Raw genomic sequence first — 22,461 nt, 5'->3', positions numbered from 1 at the left:
CCTAGGTTGAGGGACTCACGTGGCAGAGGCGGAGCACATCATCGGTACGCCGGACACCCCGGACGCTGCTGGAGCGGCGGACGATGAGACCGCAGCGACCGCGGCGGCCCCGGCCGAGCGGCCCCGGGGCCGGCGCCGGATCGCGGTGCTGTTCTCGGTGGCCGCCTTCGCGTACGCCCTCGACCTGGTCAGCAAGTTGATCGTGGTCGCAAAGCTGGAGCACCACCCGTCGGTCCAGATCATCGGCGACTGGCTCGAGTTCACCGCCATCCGCAACGCGGGCGCGGCCTTCAGCCTCGGACAGGCCTACACGGTCATCTTCACGGTCATCGCGGCCGCCGTGATCGTGGTGATCATCCGCCTGGCCCGCAAGCTGTACAGCCTGCCCTGGGCGATCGCGCTGGGCCTGCTGCTCGGCGGCGCCCTCGGCAACCTCACCGACCGGATCTTCCGCGCGCCGGGCGTCTTCCAGGGCGAAGTGATCGACTTCATCGCGCCCAAGGGCTTCGCGGTGTTCAACCTGGCCGACTCGGCGATCGTCTGCGGCGGCATCCTGATCGTGCTGCTGTCCTTCCGCGGCCTGGACCCGGACGGCACGGTCCACAAGGACTAGGGGACCAGGGCCTGCCCGGGCTCTCGTACGGGGCTGTCTCACCCGTCCGGCATACTCGTCGGGGTGAGCACGCTTCCCGAGATCCGCACCCTGCCCGTACCCGACGGCCTGGAGGGCGAGCGCGTCGACGCCGCCATCTCCCGCATGTTCGGCTTCTCCCGTACCAAGGCGGCGGAACTGGCCGCCGCGGGCAAGGTCCAGGTCGACGGTGCGGTGGTCGGCAAGTCCGAGCGGGTGCACGGCGGCGCCTGGCTCGAGGTCGAGATGCCGCAGGCGCCCGCGCCCGTGCAGGTGGTCGCCGAACCCGTCGAGGGCATGGAGATCGTGCACGACGACGATGACGTGGTCGTCATCGTCAAACCCGTGGGCGTGGCCGCGCACCCGTCGCCGGGCTGGACCGGGCCGACCGTCATCGGCGGGCTCGCCGCCGCCGGCTACCGGATCTCCACCTCCGGCGCCGCGGAGCGCCAGGGCATCGTGCACCGCCTGGACGTGGGCACGTCCGGCCTGATGGTGGTCGCCAAGTCCGAGTACGCGTACACGTCGCTCAAGCGCCAGTTCAAGGAGCGCACGGTCGACAAGCGCTACCACACGCTCGTCCAGGGCCACCCCGACCCGACCAGCGGCACCATCGACGCCCCCATCGGCCGTCACCCCCAGCACGACTACAAGTGGGCCGTCACCGCGGACGGCAAGCCCTCCGTGACCCACTACGACCTCATCGAGGCCTTCCGCGCCGCGTCCCTGCTCGACGTGAAGCTGGAGACCGGCCGCACCCACCAGATCCGCGTCCACATGGCCGCCCACCGCCACCCGTGCGTCGGCGACCTGACCTACGGCGCCGACCCCACTCTCGCCAAACGGCTCCGCCTGACCCGCCAGTGGCTGCACGCCGTACGGCTCGGCTTCGAACACCCCGGGGACGGCCAGTGGGTGGAGTTCGAGTGCGACTACCCGGAGGACCTGCGGAACGCGCTCGACCAGGTCCGTGAGGAGACCTACGGGTGACCGGCAGGGACATGGCACGCTTGACACCAGCCGTCTGACGTCGATCTCCCGGAGCGTTGGCCGTGGACCAGTTGGCCCTCTTGTTCGTGCTGTTGCTCGGGGCCCTGGTGAGCGTGCCGGTGGGGGACCGGTTCGGCCTGCCGGCCCCGGTGCTGATGACGCTGCTAGGGATAGCGCTCGCGGTGTCGGACTTCGTGCCGAACGTGAACATCCCGCCGGACCTGATCCTGCCCGCGCTGCTGCCGCCGCTGCTGTACGCGGCGGTACGGCGGACGTCCTGGCGGCAGTTCGCCGCCAACAAACGGCCGATCTTCCTGCTCGCCGTCGCCCTGGTGTTCGTCACCACGGTGTGCGTGGCGGCCGTCGCCTCCGCGATCGTGCCGGGACTGCCGGTCGCAGCCGCCGTCGCGCTGGGCGCGCTGGTCGCCCCGCCCGACCCGGTCGCCGCGACCGCCGTCGCCGGCCAGCTCGGGCTGCCACGGCGGCTGGTGTCGATCCTGGAGGGCGAGGGGCTGTTCAACGACGTCACCGCCATCGTGCTGTACCACGTGGCGATCGCCGCCGTGATCAGCGGCAGCTTCTCGCCGTGGCGGGCCGGACTGGACCTCGTGCTGTCCGCGGTGGTCGCGGTCGCCGTGGGGCTGGCGCTCGGCTGGGGCGCGAACCGGCTGATGGACATCCTGGGGGACGCCACCCTGCAGATCGGGCTGACGCTGCTGGTCCCGTACGCCTCCTACGTGCTCGCGGAGGAACTGCACGGGTCGGGGGTGCTCGCGGTGCTCACCACGGCGCTCTTCCTCGCCGAGTACGCCTCCGACCCGGACGACGTGATGACCCGTCTCGCCGGGCACACCTTCTGGGACATCGTCGACACGCTCGTCACCGGGGTGGCGTTCGGGCTGATCGGCCTGGAACTGCACAACGCCATCCGGACGGCGTCCGGCCGCTGGGGCGAGCTGCTCGGCTGGGCGGCCGCGATCGTGGGCGTGGTGGTCGTCGTACGCCTGCTGTGGCTGCTGCCGGCGACCTGGCTGACCAAACGGCTGCACGCCAGGCGGGACACCGAGGAGGAGATCCCGGTGGGCTGGCGGGAGACCGTCGTCATGTGGTGGGCCGGGATGCGTGGCGTGGCCTCGGTGGCACTGGCACTGGCGGTGCCGCTGACGACCGACGACGGGTCGCCGTTCCCCGACCGGGACGAGATCGTGTTCATCGCCTTCGGGGTGATCATGGCGACGCTGGTGCTGCAGGGGCTGACCTTGCCGTGGCTGGTGAAGCGGCTGCGGGTGCGGGCGGACACCGAGCGGGAGAAGGAGCTCGAGAAGGAGCTGGCCGTGCGGGCGGCGAAGGCCGCGAAGCGGCGGCTGAAGGAGATCGAGGCGGTCGAGGAGCTGCCCGAGGAGCTGTCCGAGCAGATGGCGCGGCGGGCGTTCGACATCGGACTGCGGATCAGCCCGGACGTGGGGGAGGACGAGCGGCGGGAGGCGCACGAGAAGCGGGTGCGCCGGCTGAAACGGGTGCGCCGCATCCAGGGGGAGATGCTGAGCGCCGCCCGGCACGAGGTGCTGGCCGCCCGGAGCGAGCCCGGGGCGGATCCGGAGATCGTGGACCGGGTGCTCCGGCATCTGGACGTGCGCAGCCTGCGATGACGGCGGCCCCCTGCCGGACGGTGTCCGGCAGGGGGCCGCGGTGACCGTGTGCGGTCGTCAGCCCCGGCCCGTCCCCGGTTGCTCGTAGGCGCGGCGGTGGGCGCCGTCCTGGGACGGGATGCGGGGCCAGTGCGCGGGCAGCACCGCGTCGGCAGTGTTGACGCGGGGCAGGGCGTACGGATGCTCCTCGCGCAGCCAGCTGATCATCTCCTCGCGGACCACGACCCGCGTCGTCCAGATGTCGTCGGCGTCCTTCGCGGTCATCAGGGCGCGGACCTGGATGGTGGTGGGCGTCGTGTCGGTGACCACCAGGCCGTGGGCGCGGCCGTCCCAGGCGTCGCACTTGCGGAGGATGTCCCGGAGCTTCTCGCGCATCGCCTCGATGGGCGCGCTGTGGTCGAGGTGCCAGTAGACGATGCCGGTCATCTGCGGGGTGCCGCGCGACCAGTTCTCGAACGGGTTCGCTGTGAAGTACGACACGGGCATGGTGATCCGGCGCTCGTCCCAGGTCTTGACCGTCAGGAAGGTCAGCGTGATCTCCTCGACCGTGCCCCACTCACCGTTCACGACCACCGTGTCCCCGATCCGCACCATGTCGCCGAAGGCGATCTGCAGCCCGGCGAACATGTTGCTCAGCGTGGACTGCGCGGCGACACCGGCGACGATGCCGAGGATGCCGGCGGAGGCCAGCAGTGAGGCGCCGGCCGCGCGCATCGCCGGGAACGTCAGCAGCATGGAGGCGGCGGCCACCACGATGACGATCGCCGAGACCACGCGCATGATCAGCTCTACCTGGGTGCGCACCCGGCGCACCCTGGCCACGTCCCGGTGGGCACGGGCGTACCGGCTGTAGGACGTCTCGACGATGGCCGCCGCGATCCGGATCACCAGCCAGGCGGCGGACCCGATCAGCACCAGCGTCAGCACCCGGCCGATGGCGGTCTCGTGCGCCGGCAGCAGCTGCGCCTGGTCGTACGACCCTCTGAGCAGGGCTGCGCACAGCACGAGCTGGTAGGGGATGCGCCCGCGGCGCAGCAGTCCCCACAGCGGGGTGTCACTGTCCCGTTCGTCGGCCTTGCGCAGCAGCCGGTCCGTGGCCCAGCCGATGGCCAGGGTCAGGAGCAGCGAGCTGCCGATCACGATCAGAGGGCGGAGTACGTTCTCCATGCCTCCGAACGTAACCGGCCGTCGGCGGACATGAACATGTGACTTCGACCGCGTCCTGGGTAGGGCGCCAAGCGGTCACGGACCGCCACTGCCGTACCCGGCTGGCACCATGGCCTCATGAACATCATGCTCTTTCACTCGACCTATGGCCTCAGGCCCGCGGTGCGCCGGGCCGCGGACCGGCTGCGTGCCGCGGGGCACGAGGTGTGGACGCCGGACCTCTTCGAGGGGCGTACGTTCGACACGGTCGAGGAGGGCATGGCCTTCAATGACGAGGTCGGCAAGGACGAGTTGCTCAAGCGGGCCGTCTTGGCCGCCGCGCCGTACTCCGACCGCGGGCTCGTCTACGCGGGGTTCTCGCTCGGTGCCTCCGTCGCGCAGACCCTCGCGCTCGGCGACGAGAAGGCGCGCGGGCTGCTGCTCCTGCACGGCACCTCGGACCTGGCGCCGAACACCGCGGTGGACGAGCTGCCGGTGCAGTTGCACGTGGCCGAGCCGGATCCGTTCGAGACGGACGACTGGCTGAGCGCCTGGTACCTGCAGATGGGCAGGGCCGGCGCCGACGTCGAGGTGTACCGGTACGCCGGGGCCGGTCACCTCTACACCGACCCCGACCTGCCGGACTACGACGAGGAGGCCGCCGAGGCCACCTGGCGGGTGGCGCTCGGCTTCCTCGAATCCCTCTAGCGGGCGGCTACACCGGGTCGTAGGTCCGCTCGACCTGCTGCGTGCCGCTGCGCGTGCGGTACGAGCGCTCCCAGGTGGCGGTGGCGTTCGCGTCCGTACGGTCGGACAGCACGTAGTAGTCCATCTGGGCGCGGTCCGCGGTGATGTCCAGCACGCCGTAGCCGTGCCGGTCGGTGTCGACCCAGTGGACGTGCCGGTTGGCGGCCCTGATGACGGGTGCGGCGACGGCGGAGACGGTGCCCTCGGGCACCTTCACGATGTCGTCGAGGTTGTCGGAGGTCACCGAGGTGACCACGAACTCGGTGGCCGCCGACGCGGACAGCGGGTAGGTCCCGGCGTCCACGGGCACGTCGTTGGCCCACGCCATGTGGATGTCACCGGTCAGGAAGACGGTGTTGCCGATGGCGTTGGAGCGCAGGTGGGCCAGCAGTTCGCGCCGGTCGTCGGTGTAGCCGTCCCACTGGTCGGTGTTCAGGCCGAGGCCGTCCTGCGGCAGCCCGAGCAGCTTGGCGAGCGGCTTCAGGAGGTCGGCGGAGAGGGAACCGATGGCGAACGGCGAGATCATCACCGAGTTGCCGACCAGCCGCCACCTGGTGTCGGACGCCTTCAGCCCGGCCTTCAGCCAGTCGAGTTGGGCCCGGCCGGTGATGGTGCGGTCCGGGTCGTCGACCGAGCCGTTGCCGACCTTGACCTGTTGTGAGCGGAAGGACCTCAGGTCCAGCAGCGAGAGATCGGCGAGCTTGCCGAAGCGCAGGCGGCGGTAGGTCGTGCCGGCGATCGCCGGGCGCACCGGCATCCACTCGAAGTAGGCCTGCCTGGCGGCCGCCTGACGGGCCTTCCAGGTTCCCTCGGCGCCCTCCGTGTGGTTCTCGGCGCCGCCCGACCAGGCGTCGTTGGCGAACTCGTGGTCGTCCCAGATCGCGATGACCGGCGCCTTCGTGTGCAGGGCCTGCAGGTCGGGGTCGGTCTTGTACTTGCCGTGCCGTGTGCGGTAGTCGGCGAGGTCAAGGATCTCGTGGGTGGGTGCGTGCGGCCGTACGACGGTCCCGCGCGCGCCGTACTCACCGGTGCCGTACTCGTAGATGTAGTCGCCGAGGTGCAGCCACGCGTCCAGGTCGCCTCGGGCCGCGAGGTGTCGGTACGCGGAGAAGTGACCGGCCTCCCAGTTGGCGCAGGAGACCACGCCGAAGCGCAGGCCCGCGACGCTCGCGTCCGCCGCCGGTGCGGTGCGGGTGCGGGCCGGCGGGGAGTCGGTGCCGCCGGCCGAGAAGCGGAACCAGTAGTCGGTGGCGGGCTCCAGGCCGCGGATGTCGGCCTTGACCGTGTGGTCGGAGCCGGCCGTAGCGATGGTCGACCCCTTGGCGACGACGGCGCTGAACGCCCTGTCCTTCGCCACCACCCAGCTGACCTCGGTGTCCGGGCCGAGCCCGGACCCGGGTGTCGCCTCGGCGGTGGGCGTCACCCGGGTCCACAGCAGGATCCCGTCGGGCAGCGGGTCACCGGAGGCGACGCCGTGCAGGAAGGCGGGCGCCTCGGCCGCGCGGGCGGGCAGCGCGGCGGCGAGGGGACCTGCCAGGACAGCAGTCGCCGCCGCGGCCTTGACGACCGTACGGCGGCGGGGGGAGAGGGAGTTGACGCCCTCGGACGATATGGGAGCTCTGTATCGACTGGTCACGGCCGATCAGGTTACTGACCAGTATGCAAAAAGGGCAGGCGAACGCGGAAAGTTCGCCCGCCCTTCACGCGGTGGCTATGCCTTGAGGGCCGCGTCCACCAGGCGGTTGAAGTCCGCGACGGACATCGGCGGGTTGCCGTCGGGCTGGCCGTTGGTGGTGAGCTTCTTGCCGTTCATCACGAAGCTCGGAGTGCCGGTGACGCCGTCCTTGTTGGTGTCGAAGGTCTTCGACATGGCCAGCGCCCAGGCGTCGTAGGTGCCGTTCTTCACCGCGCTCTGGAACTTGGTGTTGCTCTTCAGCGCGGGCACCGTGTCGGCGACCTTGATGAGGTAGGCGTCGTCCTTGAACTTGTCGGTCGTCTCGTCCGGGTGCCACTTCTTCGAATACAGCGCGGTCTTGTACTGGAGGAACGCGTCCGGGCTGACGTTCAGCGCGGCACCGAGCGCGCTCAGCGCGTTCTTGGAGCCCTCGCCGTTGTCATGGTTGTCGATGAACGTGCCACCGATGTACTGGATCTTGAACTTGCCGTCGTCGATGTCCTTGGTCACCGTGGAGCCGACGGTCTGCTCGAACTGGGCGCAGACGGGGCAGCGCGGGTCCTCGTAGACCTTCAGGGTCTTCTTGGCGGTGCTCTTGCCGATGACGACGGTGGTGCCCTTCGCGCCCGTCGTGTTGGCCGGGGCGACGACCTTGGCGTCCTTCAGGCCCGCCCAGTAGCTGGGCTTGTTGGCCTGGACGACGGCGTAGCCTATGCCGCCGGCCGCCGCCAGCACGGCCACGACCGAGCCGGCCACGATGGCCTGCCGCTTCGTCTTGTCGCGCTTGGCCTGGCGCTCGCGCTCCTGGCGCAGCCGCTCCCGGGCCGCCGTCTTCGCTGCTGCACTGTTCCGCTTGCTCATGGTGGTGATCTCCCTATGGGACGCGCACATGCTGTACGCGGGATACGTGTGGGGGTGGCTGGTACTCGGCCGGCGTTCAGACGAACGCGAGCGAGTACGGCGGTCCGCGCCGTCCCAGGGAGTGCGTGCGGATCCGGTCCCGGACCGTGGCCGGGCGAGGGCGCGGGAGCCGTACGCGCCGCACCGCCGGTCCCGGCCGCACGGTCACCGCGGCCACCGCCAGCAGCAGTGGCCGGAACGTCGTCGCGGCCACGGCGCGCAGCAGTTGCGCCAGGGCCCGTTCGCCCCGGCGCAGCCAGGCGGCGGCCAGCAGGCCGACGGCGACGTGCGCGGCGAGCAGCAGCCAGGCGGTCACCGGATCGGCGTGGGCGAGTAGCGCGGCGAGCCGGTCGGTGTCCGTGCCCGTGACCCGGGCCAGCGGCGTGCCGACCTGTGTGCCGTTGCCGCACAGCACGTCCCAGCCGACCGAACGCAGCGGGCCCGCGACCGGGCCGCCCGCACGCCCGTAGCAGACGTGCTGGCCGGTGGTGAACACGGTGTCGGCGGCCAGCTCTAGCGGTATCAGCAGGGCGGCGATCCTGCCGAAGCCGCGCTCGCGGCCCGCGAGGGCGTACGCGAGGAGGAACACGGCGACCGCGACCGCGGCCACCGTGTTCGCCGGCAGCGGGACCCGGGACAGCAGCACGTGCGACGCGGTGCTGAGCGTCACGACCAGTGCCGTGAACAGCGCCGCGCGTACGGCTCTGAGCTGGATCCCGGATATGTCCATAGCGTGGAGAGTGTGACACGTCCTGCTGTAAGAGACCCCTAAGGGGGGCCTGTGGGTGGCTCTCCGGTCACAGACCGGGGATCCGGCCGTTGCGGAACAGGTCGACGAAGATCTGGTGGTCGGCACGCGCGCGTGCGCCGTAGGAGTGCGCGAAGTCGGTGAGCAGGTCCGCGAAGCCCTCCTCGTCGGCCGCGATCGCCGCGTCGATGGCCCGCTCGGTGGAGAAGGGCACCAGGGACTCGCCGGAGGTGTCGTCGGCCGCCGCGTGCATGGTGGCGGTGGCCCGGCCCAGGTCGGCGACGACGGCCGCGATCTCCTCCGGGTCGTCGATGTCGCCCCAGTCCAGGTCGACGGCGTACGGGGACACCTCGGCGACCAGCTGGCCCGCCCCGTCCAGCTCGGTCCAGCCCAGCCACGGGTCGGCGTGCGCCTGGAGGGCGCGCTGGGAGATCACCGTGCGGTGGCCCTCGTGCTGGAAGTAGTCCCGGATCGCGGGGTCGGTGACGTGCCGGGAGACGGCCGGGGTCTGGGCCTGCTTGATGTAGATCACGACGTCGTTCTCCAGGGCGTCGCTGTGGCCCTCCAGGAGGATGTTGTACGACGGCAGCCCGGCCGACCCGATGCCGATGCCGCGCCGCCCGACGACGTCCTTGACCCGGTAGGAGTCCGGGCGGGCCAGGGAGGTTTCCGGCAGCGTCTCCAGGTAGCCGTCGAAGGCCGCCAGCACCTTGTAGCGGGTGGCGGCGTCCAGCTCGACGGAGCCGCCGCCCGGGGCGAAGCGGCGCTCGAAGTCCCGGATCTCGGTCATCGAGTCCAGCAGCCCGAAACGGGTGAGGGAGCGGGCGTCACGCAGCGCGTCCAGCAGGGCACCCTGCGCGGTGTCCAGCGTGAAGGGCGGCACCTCGTCGCTCTTGGCGCCGGTCGCCAGGGCGTGGATACGCTCGCGGTAGGCGGCCGCGTAGATCGCGACCAGCTCGGTGATCTGCTCGTCGCTGAGCGCCTTCGCGTACCCGATCAGGGCGATGGAGGCGGCCAGGCGCTTCAGGTCCCAGGTGAAGGGGCCGACGTACGCCTCGTCGAAGTCGTTGACATTGAAGATCAGCCGGCCGTTGGAGTCCATGTACGTGCCGAAGTTCTCGGCGTGCAGGTCGCCGTGGATCCACACGCGCGAGGTGCGCTCGTCCAGGTACGGGCCGCCGCGCTTCGACCCGAAGTCCTTGTTCGCAGTGAGGTCGTGGTAGAAGAGGGCCGCCGTGCCCCGGTAGAAGGCGAAGGCCGAGGCCGCCATCTTCCGGAACTTCACGCGGAACGCGGCCGGGTCGGCGGCCAGGAGCTCGCCGAAGGCGGTGTCGAAGACGGCGAGGATCTCCTCGCCGCGCTGCTCGCCGTTGAGCTGGGGAACCGACATCGCTGGGTGCCTCCTGGTGCATGAATGTGTCCGACGGCGTCTGCCGTCTCCAACGCATGAAGGTACGCGTGGGTGCCCGCGGAATGTCATTCCCGAGGCATAGACTTCGACGCTGTCCCCCAGACTGTCCGCAGTCGGTCCACAGCCGGTCGGAAGTCCGTCGACGCCTGTTCTCCTTGGAGGCCGAAACCGTGTCAAAGCCGCCCTTCACGCACCTGCACGTCCACACCCAGTACTCGCTGCTGGACGGTGCCGCGCGGCTCAAGGACATGTTCAACGCCTGCAACGAGATGGGCATGACGCACATCGCCATGTCCGACCACGGCAACCTGCACGGGGCGTACGACTTCTTCCACTCCGCGCAGAAGGCCGGAGTCACCCCGATCATCGGCATCGAGGCGTATGTCGCGCCCGAGTCGCGGCGCAACAAGCGCAAGATCCAGTGGGGCCAGCCGCACCAGAAGAGGGACGACGTCTCCGGTTCCGGTGGTTACACCCACAAGACGATGTGGGCGGTGAACAACACCGGCCTGCACAACCTCTTCCGGCTCTCCTCCGACGCGTACGCCGAGGGCTGGCTGCAGAAGTGGCCCCGGATGGACAAGGAGACCATCTCCCAGTGGTCCGAGGGGATCGTCGCCTCCACCGGCTGCCCCTCCGGCGAGGTGCAGACCAGGTTGCGCCTGGGGCACTTCGACGAGGCCCTCAAGGCCGCCGCCGACTACCAGGACATCTTCGGCAAGGACCGCTACTTCCTGGAGCTGATGGACCACGGCATCGACATCGAGCACCGGGTCCGCGACGGCCTCCTGGAGATCGGCAAGAAGCTCGGCATCCCGCCGCTGGTCACCAACGACTCGCACTACACCTACGCGCACGAGGCGTCAGCGCACGACGCGCTGCTGTGCATCCAGACCGGCAAGAACCTCTCCGACCCGGACCGCTTCAAGTTCGACGGCACCGGCTACTACCTGAAGTCCACGGACGAGATGTACGCCATCGACTCCTCGGACGCCTGGCAGGAGGGCTGCGCCAACACGCTCCTCGTCGCCGAGATGGTCGACACCACCGGCATGTTCGAGGCCAAGAACCTCATGCCGAAGTTCGACATCCCGGAGGGCTACACCGAGGTCACCTGGTTCAAGGAGGAGGTCCGCCGCGGCATGGAGCGCCGCTTCCCCGGCGGTGTCCCCGAGGACCGGCAGAAGCAGGTCGAGTACGAGATGGACGTCATCATCCAGATGGGGTTCCCGGGGTACTTCCTCGTGGTCGCCGACTTCATCATGTGGGCCAAGAACAACGGCATCGCGGTGGGCCCCGGCCGAGGCTCCGCGGCCGGTTCGATCGTCGCGTACGCCATGGGCATCACCGACCTCGACCCGATCCCGCACGGCCTGATCTTCGAGCGCTTCCTCAACCCCGAGCGCGTCTCCATGCCCGATGTCGACATCGACTTCGACGAGCGCCGGCGCGTCGAGGTCATCCGGTACGTGACCGAGAAGTACGGCGCCGACAAGGTCGCCATGATCGGCACCTACGGCAAGATCAAGGCCAAGAACGCGATCAAGGACTCCGCGCGCGTGCTGGGCTACCCGTACGCGATGGGTGACCGCATCACCAAGGCGATGCCCGCGGACGTCCTCGGCAAGGGCATCGACCTCAACGGCATCACCGACCCCTCGCACCCCCGCTACTCGGAGGCGGGCGAGGTCCGCGGGATGTACGAGAACGAACCCGACGTGAAGAAGGTCATCGACACCGCCAAGGGCGTCGAGGGCCTGGTCCGGCAGATGGGCGTGCACGCCGCCGGCGTGATCATGTCCAGCGAGACCATCACCGAGCACGTGCCCGTCTGGGTCCGGCACACCGACGGCGTGACCATCACGCAGTGGGACTACCCGAGCTGTGAGTCGCTCGGCCTGCTGAAGATGGACTTCCTCGGCCTGCGCAACCTGACGATCATGGACGACGCCGTGAAGATGGTGAAGTCCAACAAGGGCATCGATCTTGAGCTGCTGAGCCTCCCGCTGGACGACCCCAAGACCTTCGAACTGCTCCAGCGCGGCGACACCCTCGGCGTCTTCCAGTTCGACGGCGGTCCCATGCGCTCGCTGCTGCGGCTGATGAAGCCCGACAACTTCGAAGACATCTCCGCCGTCTCCGCGCTCTACCGTCCCGGCCCGATGGGCATGGACTCGCACACCAACTACGCGCTGCGCAAGAACAAGCTCCAGGAGATCACCCCGATCCACCCCGAGCTGGAGGAGCCCCTCAGGGAGGTCCTGGACGTCACCTACGGCCTGATCGTCTACCAGGAGCAGGTGCAGAAGGCCGCCCAGATCATCGCCGGCTACTCGCTCGGCGAGGCCGACATCCTCCGCCGTGTGATGGGCAAGAAGAAGCCCGAGGAGCTGGCGAAGAACTTCGTCCTGTTCCAGAAGGGCGCCCGCGAGAAGGGCTACAGCGACGAGGCCATCCAGGCGCTGTGGGACGTGCTGGTCCCGTTCGCCGGATACGCCTTCAACAAGGCGCACTCCGCCGCGTACGGCCTGGTCTCGTACTGGACCGCCTACCTGAAGGCGAACTACCCCGCCGAGTACATGGCGGCGCTGCTGACCTCCGTCAAGGACGACAAGGACAAGTCGGCCGTCTACCTCAACGAGTGCCGCCGCATGGGCATCAAGGTGCTCCCGCCGGACGTCAACGAGTCGATGTCCAACTTCGCCGCCCAGGGCGACGACGTGATCCTCTTCGGCCTGTCCGCCGTCCGCAACGTCGGCACCAACGTCGTCGAGGCGATCATCAGGTGCCGCAAGACCAAGGGGAAGTACACCTCCTTCCCCGACTACCTCGACAAGGTCGAGGCGGTGGTCTGCAACAAGCGCACCACGGAATCGCTGATCAAGGCCGGCGCCTTCGACGCCATGGGGCACACCCGCAAGGGCCTCACCGCCCAGTACGAGCCGATGATCGACAACGTGGTCGCGGTCAAGCGCAAGGAGGCCGAGGGCCAGTTCGACCTCTTCGGCGGCATGGGCGAGGAGACCAGCAGCGAACCCGGCTTCGGACTCGACGTGCAGTTCACCGACGAGGAGTGGGACAAGACCTATCTGCTCGCCCAGGAGCGGGAGATGCTCGGTCTGTACGTCTCCGACCACCCGCTCTTCGGCCTGGAGCGCGTGCTGTCCGACAAGGCCGACGCGGGCATCGCCCAGCTCACCGGCGGCGAGCACGCGGACGGCGCGGTCGTCACCATCGGCGGCATCATCTCGGGCCTGCAGCGCAAGATGACCAAGCAGGGCAACGCCTGGGCCATCGCCACCGTGGAGGACCTGGCCGGTTCCATCGAGTGCATGTTCTTCCCGGCGACGTACCAGCTCGTGTCGACCCAACTCGTCGAGGACGCGGTCGTCTTCGTCAAGGGCCGCCTCGACAAGCGCGAGGACGTGCCGCGGCTGGTCGCGATGGAGCTGGCGGTCCCCGACCTGTCCAACGCGGGCACCAACGCGCCCGTGATCCTCACCATCCCGGCCACGCGGGTCACCCCGCCGATGGTCAGCCGCCTCGGCGAGATCCTCAGCCACCACAAGGGCGACAGCGAGGTCCGTATCAAGCTCCAGGGCCCGCGCAAGACCACCGTCCTGCGCCTCGACCGGCACCGTGTGAAGCCGGACCCGGCGCTCTTCGGTGATCTGAAGGTGCTGCTCGGGCCGTCCTGCCTGGCGGGCTGAGCGATGGCGGGCTGAGCGACCCCACCGGATCCTGGGCGCGCGGCCCGGAGACCGGCGTGAACGAGGGGCGTGTCCGGTCACGGACACGCCCCTCGTCAATGCCTGGGCTCAAAGGCCCGCGCGACGGTCTCAGTTGTGGCCGAAGCGCTTGTGCTGCTTACGGGCAACATCCGCCGGGCCGCCCGCCATCTCGGGCTCGTGCGCCTGAGCCGGAGGGCGCTGCGTGTGCTCCTGCGGCTGCTCCGCCTGCGAGGAACGGTTCTTCGGGCCGGCCTGCTTGCGGCTGTTCTTGTTCTTGGCCATGGTGATCTGCCTCCTGAAGGGGGTCTAGGGGCCAGGGCCGCCATCAGATTCACATAGGCTGACAATGAACGCATTCCGGATAATTACCGTCTGTGACAGGCTTGTCGGGGCGCCCGGTCCGGAAACGCCACGCCGAAGATCGAGTTCGGGCCGTTAACGCCCGCACGGTCGGGCAGACTCGAAGCAAGCCGCAAGCACAAACCTCCCGGGAAGAGGGTGAGTCGCGTGGACCGTTGCATCGTCCTGGTGGACGCCGGGTACTTGCTGGGGGCCGCCGCCAGCCTCCTCGCCGGAGAGCCCTCACGGTCCCGGATCACCGTCGATCACGCCGCCCTGATCCAGGCGCTGCGCGAGCGAGCGGAGGCCGACACCGAGCGTCCCCTGCTCCGCATCTACTGGTTCGACGGAGCCCCGGACCGCGTCCCCCAGCCGGAGCACCGCCGGCTGCGCGTGATGCCCCGGGTCACCGTCCGGCTCGGCGCGCTGACCCGCAGCGACGGGCGCTGGGCCCAGAAGGGCGTGGACGCCGCCATGCACGCCGAGCTCACCGAGCTGGCCCGCAACCGCGCATGCTCCGACGTCGTCCTGGTCACCGGCGACGGCGACCTGCTGCCGGGCATGATGGCCGCCAAGGAGCACGGCGTGGCCGTCCACCTGTGGGCCGTACAGGCCGCCGACGGCGACTACAACCAGTCCGAGGACCTGGTCGCCGAGGCGGACGAGCGGCGGGTGCTGGACCGCGCCTGGATCACACAGGCGGTACGGGCCAAGGAACTCACCGGCGTCTGCGCACCGCCCCCCGCGCCCCGTCCGGAGATCGCCGCGATCCTCTCCGCGCCGCTGCCCGAGTCCGCGCTGACCTCGGCCGCCGAGCGGCCCGCGGAGGAGGAGCACGCGCCCGCCGCCCGCGCCCAGGAGAACGGCGCGCAGGAGCGGGTGCCCGCACCCAAGGGCGTACCCACCCCCAAGGACCTCGCCGCGCTGCGCGCCCCAGGGGCCCAGGCCGCGCAGCACCCCACCACGGCCACCCTGCGCTGGTCCTCCGACAAGGGCTGGGTGGACCGGTCCGGGGTGGTGCCCGAACCGCCGGAGGCCGCCTCCATGCCGACCCTCGCCCAGCTGACCACGGCCGAGCAGCGGTGGGCCGACCGCGAGGAGGACATCACCACGGTCGGCGGAGACCCGTTCGAGGTCGGACAGGTCTTCGCCCGGCGCTGGATCTCCCGCCTGGGCGACCAGAGCCACCTGCAGAAACTGTCCGGGATGTATCCGCGCATCCCGCACCGCATCGACGGCGAGCTGCTGCGCTACGCGGCCCGTTTCGGTCTCCTCGCCCACAAGGACGACCAGATCGACGAACACGACCGGTACGCCATCCGGGCGGGTTTCTGGCGGGAGATCGACGTGCCCTCGTCCGCGGAGCACGCACCCGCGGGGGAGTGAACCGCCGACGGCCGTCCCCGCCCACGGGGCCCGGGCGCCCCAAAGGCGAGTAAAGCCCCCGGACGGCGTACTCTCGTCCCTTGTGAGTACGCGCGTGGCACAGGCACTTCGGCATCCCGATGACGTGGTGTGCATCGTGCGCGGGCTGACGAAGACCTATCCGGCCGTGCGAGGGCGGCGTGGTGCGCCGGGCGTCCCGGAGGTCCGGGCCACCGACGACGTGACGCTCGACGTCCGCCGCGGTGAGATCTTCGGACTGCTCGGACCCAACGGCGCCGGCAAGTCCACCCTCGTACGGCAGCTCACCGGGCTGCTGCGGCCGGACGCCGGCAGCGTGGAGCTGCTCGGCCACGACATCGTGCGGCATCCGGAGCGGGCCGCGCGCATCCTCGCCTACCTCGGCCAGGAGTCGACCGCCCTGGACGAACTGACCGTCTCCCTCGCCGTGGAGACCACCGGACGCCTGCGCGGCCTGGACGTCACCCGGGCGCGCGCCGAACGGGACGCCGTGCTGGACGAGCTCGGGCTCACGCCGATCGCCGGGCGGGCGCTGAAGAAGCTCTCCGGCGGGCAGCGGCGGCTCGCCTGCTTCGCCGCCGCCCTGGTCGGTGACCGCCCGCTGCTGGTGCTCGACGAGCCGACCACCGGCATGGACCCGGTGGCGCGGCGTGCGGTGTGGGGGGCCGTCGACCGGCGGCGGGCCGACCGGGGCACGACCGTGCTGCTCGTCACCCACAACGTCATCGAGGCCGAGACCGTCCTCGACCGGGTCGCCGTCCTGGACCAGGGCCGGGTCATCGCCTGCGACACCCCCGCCGGGCTCAAGGAGAGAGTGTCCGGCGAGGTGCGGGTGGATCTGGTGTGGCGGGACCAGGCGCCCCTGGAGGTGCCGGAGGTCGCCGTGCTGCGCGAGCGGGCCGTGGAGGCCGGGCGCCGCTGGACGCTGCGGCTCGCGCCGGAGGAGGCCCGCGCGGCCGTCGCCACGGTCACCGGCGGGGCCGCCTTCGCCGCCCTGGACGACTTCACGCTGGCCACCCCCAGCCTGGAGGACGTGTACCTGGCACTGGGCGGTGCCGCGCGGCAGGGTTTGGTGAAGGCGTGAGCACGCGGGGTGCCGCATCCGTACGGTCCACCGAGGGACGGCTCGTCCGCCGCAGGGAAGAGGAGCAGCTCGACGTGAGTGCCGTATCCGCGCAGTCTCCCTCGGGGAGCGCCGTGTCCGTGCCCGGGGCGGCGAGGGGCGCGGCGGAGCTGGCGCCGCCCGCGCGGCTGTGGCCGTCGCTGGCCGCCGTGTACCGGGCGCAGCTGTCCCGGGCCCGGGTTGCGCGGATGCCGCTGCTGTTCGTGGCGACCTTCCAGTCCGTCGGCATCATGATCATGATGCGCGGGGTGGTGGACACCCGGGGCGAGGCCCAGTCCGTGGTGGCCGGGTCGTCGGTCGTCGTCGTCGCGTTCGTCGCGCTGAACCTGCTGGCGCAGTACTTCGGGCAACTGCGGGCCGGCGGCGGCCTCGACCACTACGCCACGCTTCCGGTGCCTCCGGCGGCCGTGGTGCTGGGGGCGGCGGGGGCGTACGCCTCGTTCACCGTGCCCGGGACCCTGGTGACCGCCGTCTTCGGCTGCGTGCTGTTCGGGCTGCCGCTGGGCAACCTGTGGATCCTCCTCGCGGTGATCCCGCTCGCGGGCGCCGCGCTCTCCGGGCTCGGCGCGGCCTGCGGTCTGCTCGCGCCCCGGCCGGAACTGGCCACGCTGCTGGGACAGCTGGGCATGTCGGCGGCGCTGCTGCTGGGCGTGCTTCCGCCCGACCGGATGCCGGAGATCATCCGGCTGGCCCGGGATCTGCTGCCGTCCACCTACGGCGTGGAGGCCTACGCACGGACCTTCGCGGCGCGTCCGGACTGGGCGTTCGTCGCCGGTGACCTGGGCGTGTGCGCCGCGGTCGGGGTGGTGTCGCTGGCCGTGGCGACCTGGGCGTACCGCAGGGCCGCCGTCCGGTGACGCGCGGCACAGGGCGACCTGGCACGATGTCAGGGTGACCGCACCACTGACTCCGCCTCCGCCGCCGCACGAACCGTCCTCGCACCAGGGCTGGCAAGGGCCGCAGCCCGCCGGTGCCGCGGGGGGTGCCTACGGACAGGACGGCCCCGGGATGAAGACCGAAGTGCGGGAGGCCGCCGTCGTCACGGTGGCGCTGGCGCTCGGCGGGGTGCTGCTGGGGCTGCTGTGGTGGTGGCTGGCGCCGCATGTGCCGTTGATCGGTTCCGTGGACGACAAGGGCCGCTGGATCGTCTACCTCAAGGACACCGAGGGGGAGCAGGCCGTCGGCGTCGACGGAACGTTCACGCTGCTGGCGCTGGCCTTCGGGGTGGTCAGTGCGATCGTCGTCTTCCTGCTGCGGCGGCGCGGGGGAGTGCCGCTGGTGGTCGGGCTGGCCGTCGGCGGTGTACTGGGGTCGTTGCTGGCGTGGCGGCTCGGGGTGTGGCTCGGGCCGGAGAAGGACGTCCTCGCCCATGCCAAGGCCGTGGGCAAGGGCGTGACCTTCTCGGCTCCGCTGAAGCTCGGGGCGAAGGGTGCGCTGCTGGCCTGGTCGCTGGCCGCGCTGCTCGTCCATCTCGGCCTGATGGCGCTGTTCGGGCCACGGGATCCGGATCCCTACCAGGAGGGCCCCCACCAGGGGCCGTACGGGACGCCGCCCGCGCAGGGGTGACCGCCGGGCTGTTCTCGCCCCCGCCGCCCCTACCCTTCCCGTCCCCAGGGGCTCCGCCCCTTCGACCCCGCCAGGGGGCTGTGCCCCCTGGACCCCCCTTCGGCCTGAACGGCCTCGTCCTCAAACGCCGGACGGGCTGGATTTGGTGGCCGCGCCTTCCAGTTGGGTGGGCATAGGCCCGGGGGTCTGGGGACGGAGCCCCCAGCAGCCCGAAATCAGCCGCGCCCGATGGGGGCCAGTACCGCCTGCGTGAGCTGGGCCAGGTCGGCGGGCGAGAGCTCGACCTCCAGCCCCCGCCGACCGGCCGAGACGCAGATCGTGCCGTGGGCGGTCGCCGAGTCGTCCAGGACCGTCGGGAGCTTCTTCCGCTGGCCCAGCGGGGAGATGCCCCCGCGCACATAACCCGTAGTGCGTTCCGCCAGCACCGGGTCCGCCATCGCCGCCCGCTTGCCGCCCACCGCAGCCGCCAGGGCCTTCAGGTCCAGGGAGCCCGCCACCGGGACCACGGCCACCGTGAGGGTGCCGTCGACGTCCGCGACCAGGGTCTTGAAGACGCGCTCGGGGGAGACGCCCATCGCCTCGGCCGCCTCCTCCCCGTAGGAGGGGTGGGACGGGTCGTGGTCGTAGGCGTGGACCGTGTGGTCCACGCCCGCCGCCGTCAGGGCCACCGTCGCCGGCGTGCCGCCGGACTGCTGCGGTTTCTTGTTCTTGGACTTCTTCGCCATCGGGGAGGGGGGCCTCAGTTCAGACTCGTCGGGCCGCGCGTCAGCTCGGCCGCCGGCAACGACGGCAGATTACGGATGATCGCCGTCTCCGCGCGAAGGAGTTTCAGCTCGTCGCGCAGCCGGGACGCGATGTCCGGCGCCTGGAGCAGCCGCTGCTTGGCCGGGGTGTCGAGCATCATCGCCGCCGCCACCAGGAAGGAGACGACCGCGGGCTCGTCCGGCAGGTCCGCGCCCGTGGTCAGCGAGCGCTCCCGCGCACCCGCCAGCCGCTTCTGGTACTGGCGGAACGCCCGCAGGACGCCCTCGGCCAGTGCCCCGGCCTCGTCGCCCTGTTCCTCGGGCAGCTCCTCCAGCTCGGCCGTCAGGAACGGCCCCGACGTGTCCACGGACAGCAGCCGGACCCGGGTCGTCCCGGTCGCCAGTACCTCGAACGTGCCGTCGGCCCGCTCCCGTACGGTCGCCGCGTCCGCCACACAGCCCACGGCGTGGAACGCCCGTAGGGGATCGGTGCCGAAACCCGCGGCGGCCCCGCGTTCGAGCAGGGCCGTCGGATCCGGCATGCCCGGTTCGCTCGGCGCGACCTCGTGGCCGTCGCGGATCGCCACGACGGCGAACCGGCGCGGCTCTTCCTCGGGCGTCTTCAGCAGCTCGCGCATCATGGCGCGGTAGCGCTCCTCGAAGACGTTGAGAGGCAGCACCAGGCCCGGGAACAGTACCGAGTTCAACGGGAAGAGGGGGAGACGGACGGTGGTCACGGCGCCCCAGCCTAATGGTCACCGGCGCGGACGTGTCCGGGGTACTCACTTCGTGGTCGCGGGGGCGCCGGGATCAGTCCCGTCAGGAGTTCCTCGCGCAGCCGCAGGAAGTGCCCCAGCGGGTCGTCGGAGACCCGGTCCCACGGGAACGAGGTGGCGTACGGGCCGATCAGCCGCAGCTGGGTGCGGGCGTCCTCCCAGCGGTCCAGCCGTACGAGGACGTACGTCAGCTTGTTGCGGACCTCGGCGGGCCAGGGATCCGCAGCCGGGAACCGGCCGGAGAGCGCGATCGCCCGGTCGGCCGCCGCGTCCAGCCGTCCGCGCGGCACCTCGGGCCCGCAGCCGTCGGTGAGGTAGGCGAAGGCGGCCCGCGCGGGCAGCGCCTGCACGAGCGAGTCGGCCGGGGCGTCCTGCGCGGCCAGGTCGGCGAAGTCGAAGCACTCGCGGTGGGAGCCGTGCCAGGAGGCCGCCAGGTACCGCAGGGCCGCCACATGGCAGCCGTAGTGGTGCGGGGCGCGGCGGACGGCCGCCTCCCACAGCTCTTCGAAGTACCGGTGCCCGGCACGGGTGCCGCGCGCGTGGTCCAGGGCGATCCGCCAGGGCACCGGGTCTCGGTCGTCGCCCTTGGCGGCGGCCGTGATCAGCGGGCTCACCTCGCGCAGCAGCTCGGCCCGGTCCGGCGACGGCCAGGCGCGGTCCACCGCCAGCTGGGCCGTCATCAGCAGCACGTCGGGGTCGCCGGGGGCGGCCCCGCGCCACTCCTCGAACCACTCGGGGCGCGAGCGGGCGAAGGCGGCCAGGCGCCGTGTGTACCGGTCCCGGTTTTCCCACTCGGCGGCCGTGCGGGTGGCGGCCAGCAGCTCGGCGGCGGCGCCGTACTCGCCTCTTCCGGCCGCGACGAGTGCGGGGCCGAGGCGGTCGTCGGGCGCGTCGAGCAGTACCTCGTCACCGGCGGGCGGTCCGGCCGGGCGCGAGGGGATCCTCTTCATCCGGGTGGGGCGGATGAACGTGGGGAGAAGAGCCATGGTGAGGACCATTGAAAGACCGCTGGTCGGCGCCGCGCCAGCCCCTGACGCAAGGCCGATGAAAGTTGTACGTGCTCCGGTCAAGGAGCGGTAAAAGTTGATTACTGTTCAACTACTGATGGGTACCTGCCAAGCCGGCGGCTCAGCCCCGCCGCAGCAGCCGCGTCGCTCCGGCCGCCACCGTCGTCGCCAGGACCCAGCCCAGCAGCACCATCACCGCCGCCAGCCACTGCCAGCCGCCGCGCAGCTGCCACTGGCCCACCTGGCCCAGGTCGATGACCGGCAGCAGCAGGTCCAGGACGAACAGGGCCGGGCTCCAGGCCGGGTGTCCGTCGGGGTTCGTCGGCGGATGGCCGGCGTGCGCGAAGGCGAGCGTGCCCGCCGCCCACAGCACCGCCATCCACACGGCCGCGCGGCCCGGCCGGTACCCGTAGGCGACCGTCCAGTCCTGCGCGTACCCCCACAGCTTGGCGGCCGGCGGCAGCGTCTCGCGGCGGCGGCGCTGCTTGGCGAGCAGCACCTCCCGCGCGTCCTCGTCCTCCCCCGCCCCGCGCAGCACGGCGGCCAGCCGCTCGTACGGCTCCGGGTTGTACTCGGCGGTCGCCGCCGCCACCCACTCCAGGCGCTCGGTCAGCGGGAACGGTCCCTGTGGCACCAGGCTCTCGTACGTGAAACCGCCCATGTGCAGGCTCCCCGGCCCCGGCCAGCTCGCCGCCCGGTCCACGAGGTTCACCACCCGTGCCCCCGACAGCACCACCTTGCCGCGCTGCGGCCGTTCCCCGAGGAAGCGCAGCTCGGGCGTCTGCACCCGGCGCAGCGAGAGCTCCTGCTCGTCGGTGAAGACGAACCGGGCGCGCTCCAGGTCGACCGCGTCCCCGAACCGCCCGTCGTCGAAGCGCACCCCGCCCTGGCACTCGAAGCGCTGGATCCGCGTCCCGTGCGCGGGGGTGGTGCCGCTCAGCAGCGGGCTGCCCACGCCGGCGGGGGTCAGGTAGAGGGTGCGCTCGACGGTCAGCTGGGGGGCGTTCAGGGCCAGCCGCGCATACGGGTTGGTCAGCTTCGCGCCGCGCAGGCTCAGCGAGACGCCGACCTTGGCGCTGCGCAGGCTCAGCTCGCCGTGCGACTCCAGCAGCTCGGCCTGGAGGTCCTGGCCCACGGTCATGCCGTCGGCGGCGATCGAACGGCCGAGGCGGTCCCGGTGCACGATCGCCTGGTTGAGCAGCAGGTCCGTGCCGATGTGCGCGTCGGTGAGCCGGACGCCGCCGAGGAAGCGGCAGCGGGGCAGGTGCAGATCGCCCTCGGTGTGCACCCGGGCGGCCTCCAGACGGGGGACCGAGCAGTCCACCATGCGCAGGGTCGTGAAGCGGGCCTCGGGCAGCAGGACCTCCCGGTCGAAACGGCACCCCTTGAGCTCCACGTACGGCACCACCGTGCCGCCCGCCAGGTCCAGGGTCCCGCTGATCCGCACGCCGGACAGCTTCAGCGACGACACCCGGCCGGCCAGCGCGGGCGGGCCGTCCAGCAGCAGCCAGCACACGATGCGCGCCCGCACGGTCCGCTCGGGACCCCAGGGATGCCGGCCGTGCGGGTCGTCCACGACGGCGTCCCCGCTGCTCAGGTCGTACACGCTGCCGTTGCGGAAGGCCTGCCACATCCCCGCCTCGGCGGCCGTCAGATCCTCCGGCAGGTCCCCCGTCCGGAGGCCGTCCCCCTCGGTCACGCTGTTCCCTCCCTCCCCGGCTACTCGTGGGTCAGCCCGCTGGTACAGCCGGTGATGCCCACTGAGCAAGCTCCGAACGCCAGACGTGAAGGGGATCTTCCGGGTTCCGGCCACGTTCTGTATCAGCCATTGATACGCGCGGACGACAGCCGACGCCGGTCTGAGAGAATTGAGGG

General features: G+C 71.1%; 19 protein-coding genes. 9 read left to right on the top strand and 10 right to left on the bottom strand.

Annotated features, from left to right (window positions below):
• Positions 1-19: 19 nt before the first annotated feature.
• The 3 genes from lspA (at position 20) to ACFYZQ_RS01200 (ending at position 3,270) form a co-directional block, all read left to right on the top strand.
• The gene (gene lspA, locus ACFYZQ_RS01210; protein WP_389140332.1) at positions 20-613 is read left to right on the top strand and encodes a signal peptidase II; all 594 of its coding nucleotides are present in this window, start codon (positions 20-22) and stop codon (positions 611-613) included.
• A 63-nt stretch (positions 614-676) separates the two neighbouring features.
• Positions 677-1,621 (top strand): RluA family pseudouridine synthase, encoded by a 945-nt coding sequence (locus ACFYZQ_RS01205; protein WP_389140330.1) that lies wholly within the window; start codon positions 677-679, stop codon positions 1,619-1,621.
• A gap of 62 nt (positions 1,622-1,683) precedes the next feature.
• On the top strand, positions 1,684-3,270 hold the full coding sequence (locus tag ACFYZQ_RS01200; RefSeq protein ID WP_389140328.1) for a Na+/H+ antiporter: 1,587 nt from the start codon (positions 1,684-1,686) through the stop codon (positions 3,268-3,270).
• A gap of 57 nt (positions 3,271-3,327) precedes the next feature.
• Here ACFYZQ_RS01200 and ACFYZQ_RS01195 read toward each other — a convergent pair whose 3' ends face one another.
• Complete coding sequence (locus ACFYZQ_RS01195) at positions 3,328-4,437, bottom strand: mechanosensitive ion channel family protein (RefSeq protein ID WP_389140326.1); 1,110 nt, start codon at positions 4,435-4,437, stop codon at positions 3,328-3,330.
• Positions 4,438-4,554: 117 nt separating this feature from the next.
• On the opposite strand from ACFYZQ_RS01195, the gene ACFYZQ_RS01190 reads away from it, so the two are divergent.
• On the top strand, positions 4,555-5,124 hold the full coding sequence (locus tag ACFYZQ_RS01190) for a dienelactone hydrolase family protein (RefSeq protein ID WP_389140325.1): 570 nt from the start codon (positions 4,555-4,557) through the stop codon (positions 5,122-5,124).
• A gap of 7 nt (positions 5,125-5,131) precedes the next feature.
• Here the strand turns inward: ACFYZQ_RS01190 and ACFYZQ_RS01185 are convergent, their stop codons facing one another.
• The 4 genes from ACFYZQ_RS01185 to ACFYZQ_RS01170 all read right to left on the bottom strand — a co-directional run bounded on the left by ACFYZQ_RS01185 (position 5,132) and on the right by ACFYZQ_RS01170 (position 9,876).
• Positions 5,132-6,799 carry an alkaline phosphatase D family protein gene (locus ACFYZQ_RS01185; RefSeq protein WP_389140324.1) on the bottom strand — a complete coding sequence of 556 codons (1,668 nt, stop codon included), beginning with the start codon at positions 6,797-6,799 and terminating at the stop codon, positions 5,132-5,134.
• A gap of 75 nt (positions 6,800-6,874) precedes the next feature.
• A complete protein-coding gene (locus ACFYZQ_RS01180; RefSeq protein ID WP_389140322.1) occupies positions 6,875-7,699 on the bottom strand; it encodes a thioredoxin domain-containing protein in 825 nt (274 codons plus the stop codon).
• A 76-nt stretch (positions 7,700-7,775) separates the two neighbouring features.
• Positions 7,776-8,468, bottom strand: a complete 693-nt coding sequence (locus ACFYZQ_RS01175) for a hypothetical protein (protein ID WP_389140320.1) — start codon at positions 8,466-8,468, stop codon at positions 7,776-7,778.
• 67 nt (positions 8,469-8,535) lie between these two features.
• Positions 8,536-9,876 (bottom strand): DUF2252 domain-containing protein, encoded by a 1,341-nt coding sequence (locus tag ACFYZQ_RS01170; protein ID WP_389140318.1) that lies wholly within the window; start codon positions 9,874-9,876, stop codon positions 8,536-8,538.
• 191 nt (positions 9,877-10,067) lie between these two features.
• Here ACFYZQ_RS01170 and dnaE point away from each other — a divergent pair, with 191 nt between their 5' ends.
• On the top strand, positions 10,068-13,607 hold the full coding sequence (gene dnaE / locus ACFYZQ_RS01165) for a DNA polymerase III subunit alpha (protein ID WP_389140316.1): 3,540 nt from the start codon (positions 10,068-10,070) through the stop codon (positions 13,605-13,607).
• Positions 13,608-13,736: 129 nt separating this feature from the next.
• Here the strand turns inward: dnaE and ACFYZQ_RS01160 are convergent, their stop codons facing one another.
• On the bottom strand, positions 13,737-13,910 hold the full coding sequence (locus tag ACFYZQ_RS01160) for a hypothetical protein (RefSeq protein ID WP_389140314.1): 174 nt from the start codon (positions 13,908-13,910) through the stop codon (positions 13,737-13,739).
• A gap of 225 nt (positions 13,911-14,135) precedes the next feature.
• Between ACFYZQ_RS01160 and ACFYZQ_RS01155 the strand changes: the two genes are divergently transcribed.
• The 4 genes from ACFYZQ_RS01155 (at position 14,136) to ACFYZQ_RS01140 (ending at position 18,060) form a co-directional block, all read left to right on the top strand.
• On the top strand, positions 14,136-15,353 hold the full coding sequence (locus ACFYZQ_RS01155) for an NYN domain-containing protein (RefSeq protein ID WP_389140312.1): 1,218 nt from the start codon (positions 14,136-14,138) through the stop codon (positions 15,351-15,353).
• A 127-nt stretch (positions 15,354-15,480) separates the two neighbouring features.
• On the top strand, positions 15,481-16,455 hold the full coding sequence (locus tag ACFYZQ_RS01150) for an ABC transporter ATP-binding protein (protein ID WP_389141833.1): 975 nt from the start codon (positions 15,481-15,483) through the stop codon (positions 16,453-16,455).
• A gap of 74 nt (positions 16,456-16,529) precedes the next feature.
• Complete coding sequence (locus ACFYZQ_RS01145) at positions 16,530-17,351, top strand: ABC transporter permease (protein ID WP_389141831.1); 822 nt, start codon at positions 16,530-16,532, stop codon at positions 17,349-17,351.
• Between the two features lie 34 nt (positions 17,352-17,385).
• Positions 17,386-18,060: an AAA family ATPase gene (locus ACFYZQ_RS01140; RefSeq protein WP_389140310.1), complete on the top strand. Its 675-nt coding sequence runs from the start codon at positions 17,386-17,388 to the stop codon at positions 18,058-18,060.
• 215 nt (positions 18,061-18,275) lie between these two features.
• Here the strand turns inward: ACFYZQ_RS01140 and ybaK are convergent, their stop codons facing one another.
• The 4 genes from ybaK to ACFYZQ_RS01120 all read right to left on the bottom strand — a co-directional run bounded on the left by ybaK (position 18,276) and on the right by ACFYZQ_RS01120 (position 22,285).
• A complete protein-coding gene (gene ybaK, locus ACFYZQ_RS01135) occupies positions 18,276-18,785 on the bottom strand; it encodes a Cys-tRNA(Pro) deacylase (RefSeq protein WP_389140308.1) in 510 nt (169 codons plus the stop codon).
• 14 nt (positions 18,786-18,799) lie between these two features.
• On the bottom strand, positions 18,800-19,540 hold the full coding sequence (locus tag ACFYZQ_RS01130) for an LON peptidase substrate-binding domain-containing protein (RefSeq protein WP_389140306.1): 741 nt from the start codon (positions 19,538-19,540) through the stop codon (positions 18,800-18,802).
• A gap of 11 nt (positions 19,541-19,551) precedes the next feature.
• Positions 19,552-20,577 carry a hypothetical protein gene (locus tag ACFYZQ_RS01125; protein ID WP_389140304.1) on the bottom strand — a complete coding sequence of 342 codons (1,026 nt, stop codon included), beginning with the start codon at positions 20,575-20,577 and terminating at the stop codon, positions 19,552-19,554.
• 130 nt (positions 20,578-20,707) lie between these two features.
• On the bottom strand, positions 20,708-22,285 hold the full coding sequence (locus ACFYZQ_RS01120; RefSeq protein ID WP_389140302.1) for an oxidoreductase: 1,578 nt from the start codon (positions 22,283-22,285) through the stop codon (positions 20,708-20,710).
• Positions 22,286-22,461 lie beyond the last annotated feature (176 nt).

The organism is Streptomyces sp. NPDC001843, from assembly GCF_042891955.1.
Lineage (GTDB): Bacteria > Actinomycetota > Actinomycetes > Streptomycetales > Streptomycetaceae > Streptomyces.
The sequence above is the reverse complement of the archived record's forward strand: the minus strand, read 5'-3'. Positions and strand labels throughout refer to the sequence as shown.

Coding starts and splice junctions, on each gene's coding strand:
- ACFYZQ_RS01175 (WP_389140320.1), bottom strand. CDS start 8,468: ATGGACATATCCGGGATCCAGCTCAGAGCCGTACGCGCGGCGCTGTTC.
- ACFYZQ_RS01170 (WP_389140318.1), bottom strand. CDS start 9,876: ATGTCGGTTCCCCAGCTCAACGGCGAGCAGCGCGGCGAGGAGATCCTC.
- ACFYZQ_RS01190 (WP_389140325.1), top strand. CDS start 4,555: ATGAACATCATGCTCTTTCACTCGACCTATGGCCTCAGGCCCGCGGTG.
- ACFYZQ_RS01180 (WP_389140322.1), bottom strand. CDS start 7,699: ATGAGCAAGCGGAACAGTGCAGCAGCGAAGACGGCGGCCCGGGAGCGG.
- ybaK (WP_389140308.1), bottom strand. CDS start 18,785: ATGGCGAAGAAGTCCAAGAACAAGAAACCGCAGCAGTCCGGCGGCACG.
- ACFYZQ_RS01195 (WP_389140326.1), bottom strand. CDS start 4,437: ATGGAGAACGTACTCCGCCCTCTGATCGTGATCGGCAGCTCGCTGCTC.
- ACFYZQ_RS01125 (WP_389140304.1), bottom strand. CDS start 20,577: ATGGTCCTCACCATGGCTCTTCTCCCCACGTTCATCCGCCCCACCCGG.
- ACFYZQ_RS01160 (WP_389140314.1), bottom strand. CDS start 13,910: ATGGCCAAGAACAAGAACAGCCGCAAGCAGGCCGGCCCGAAGAACCGT.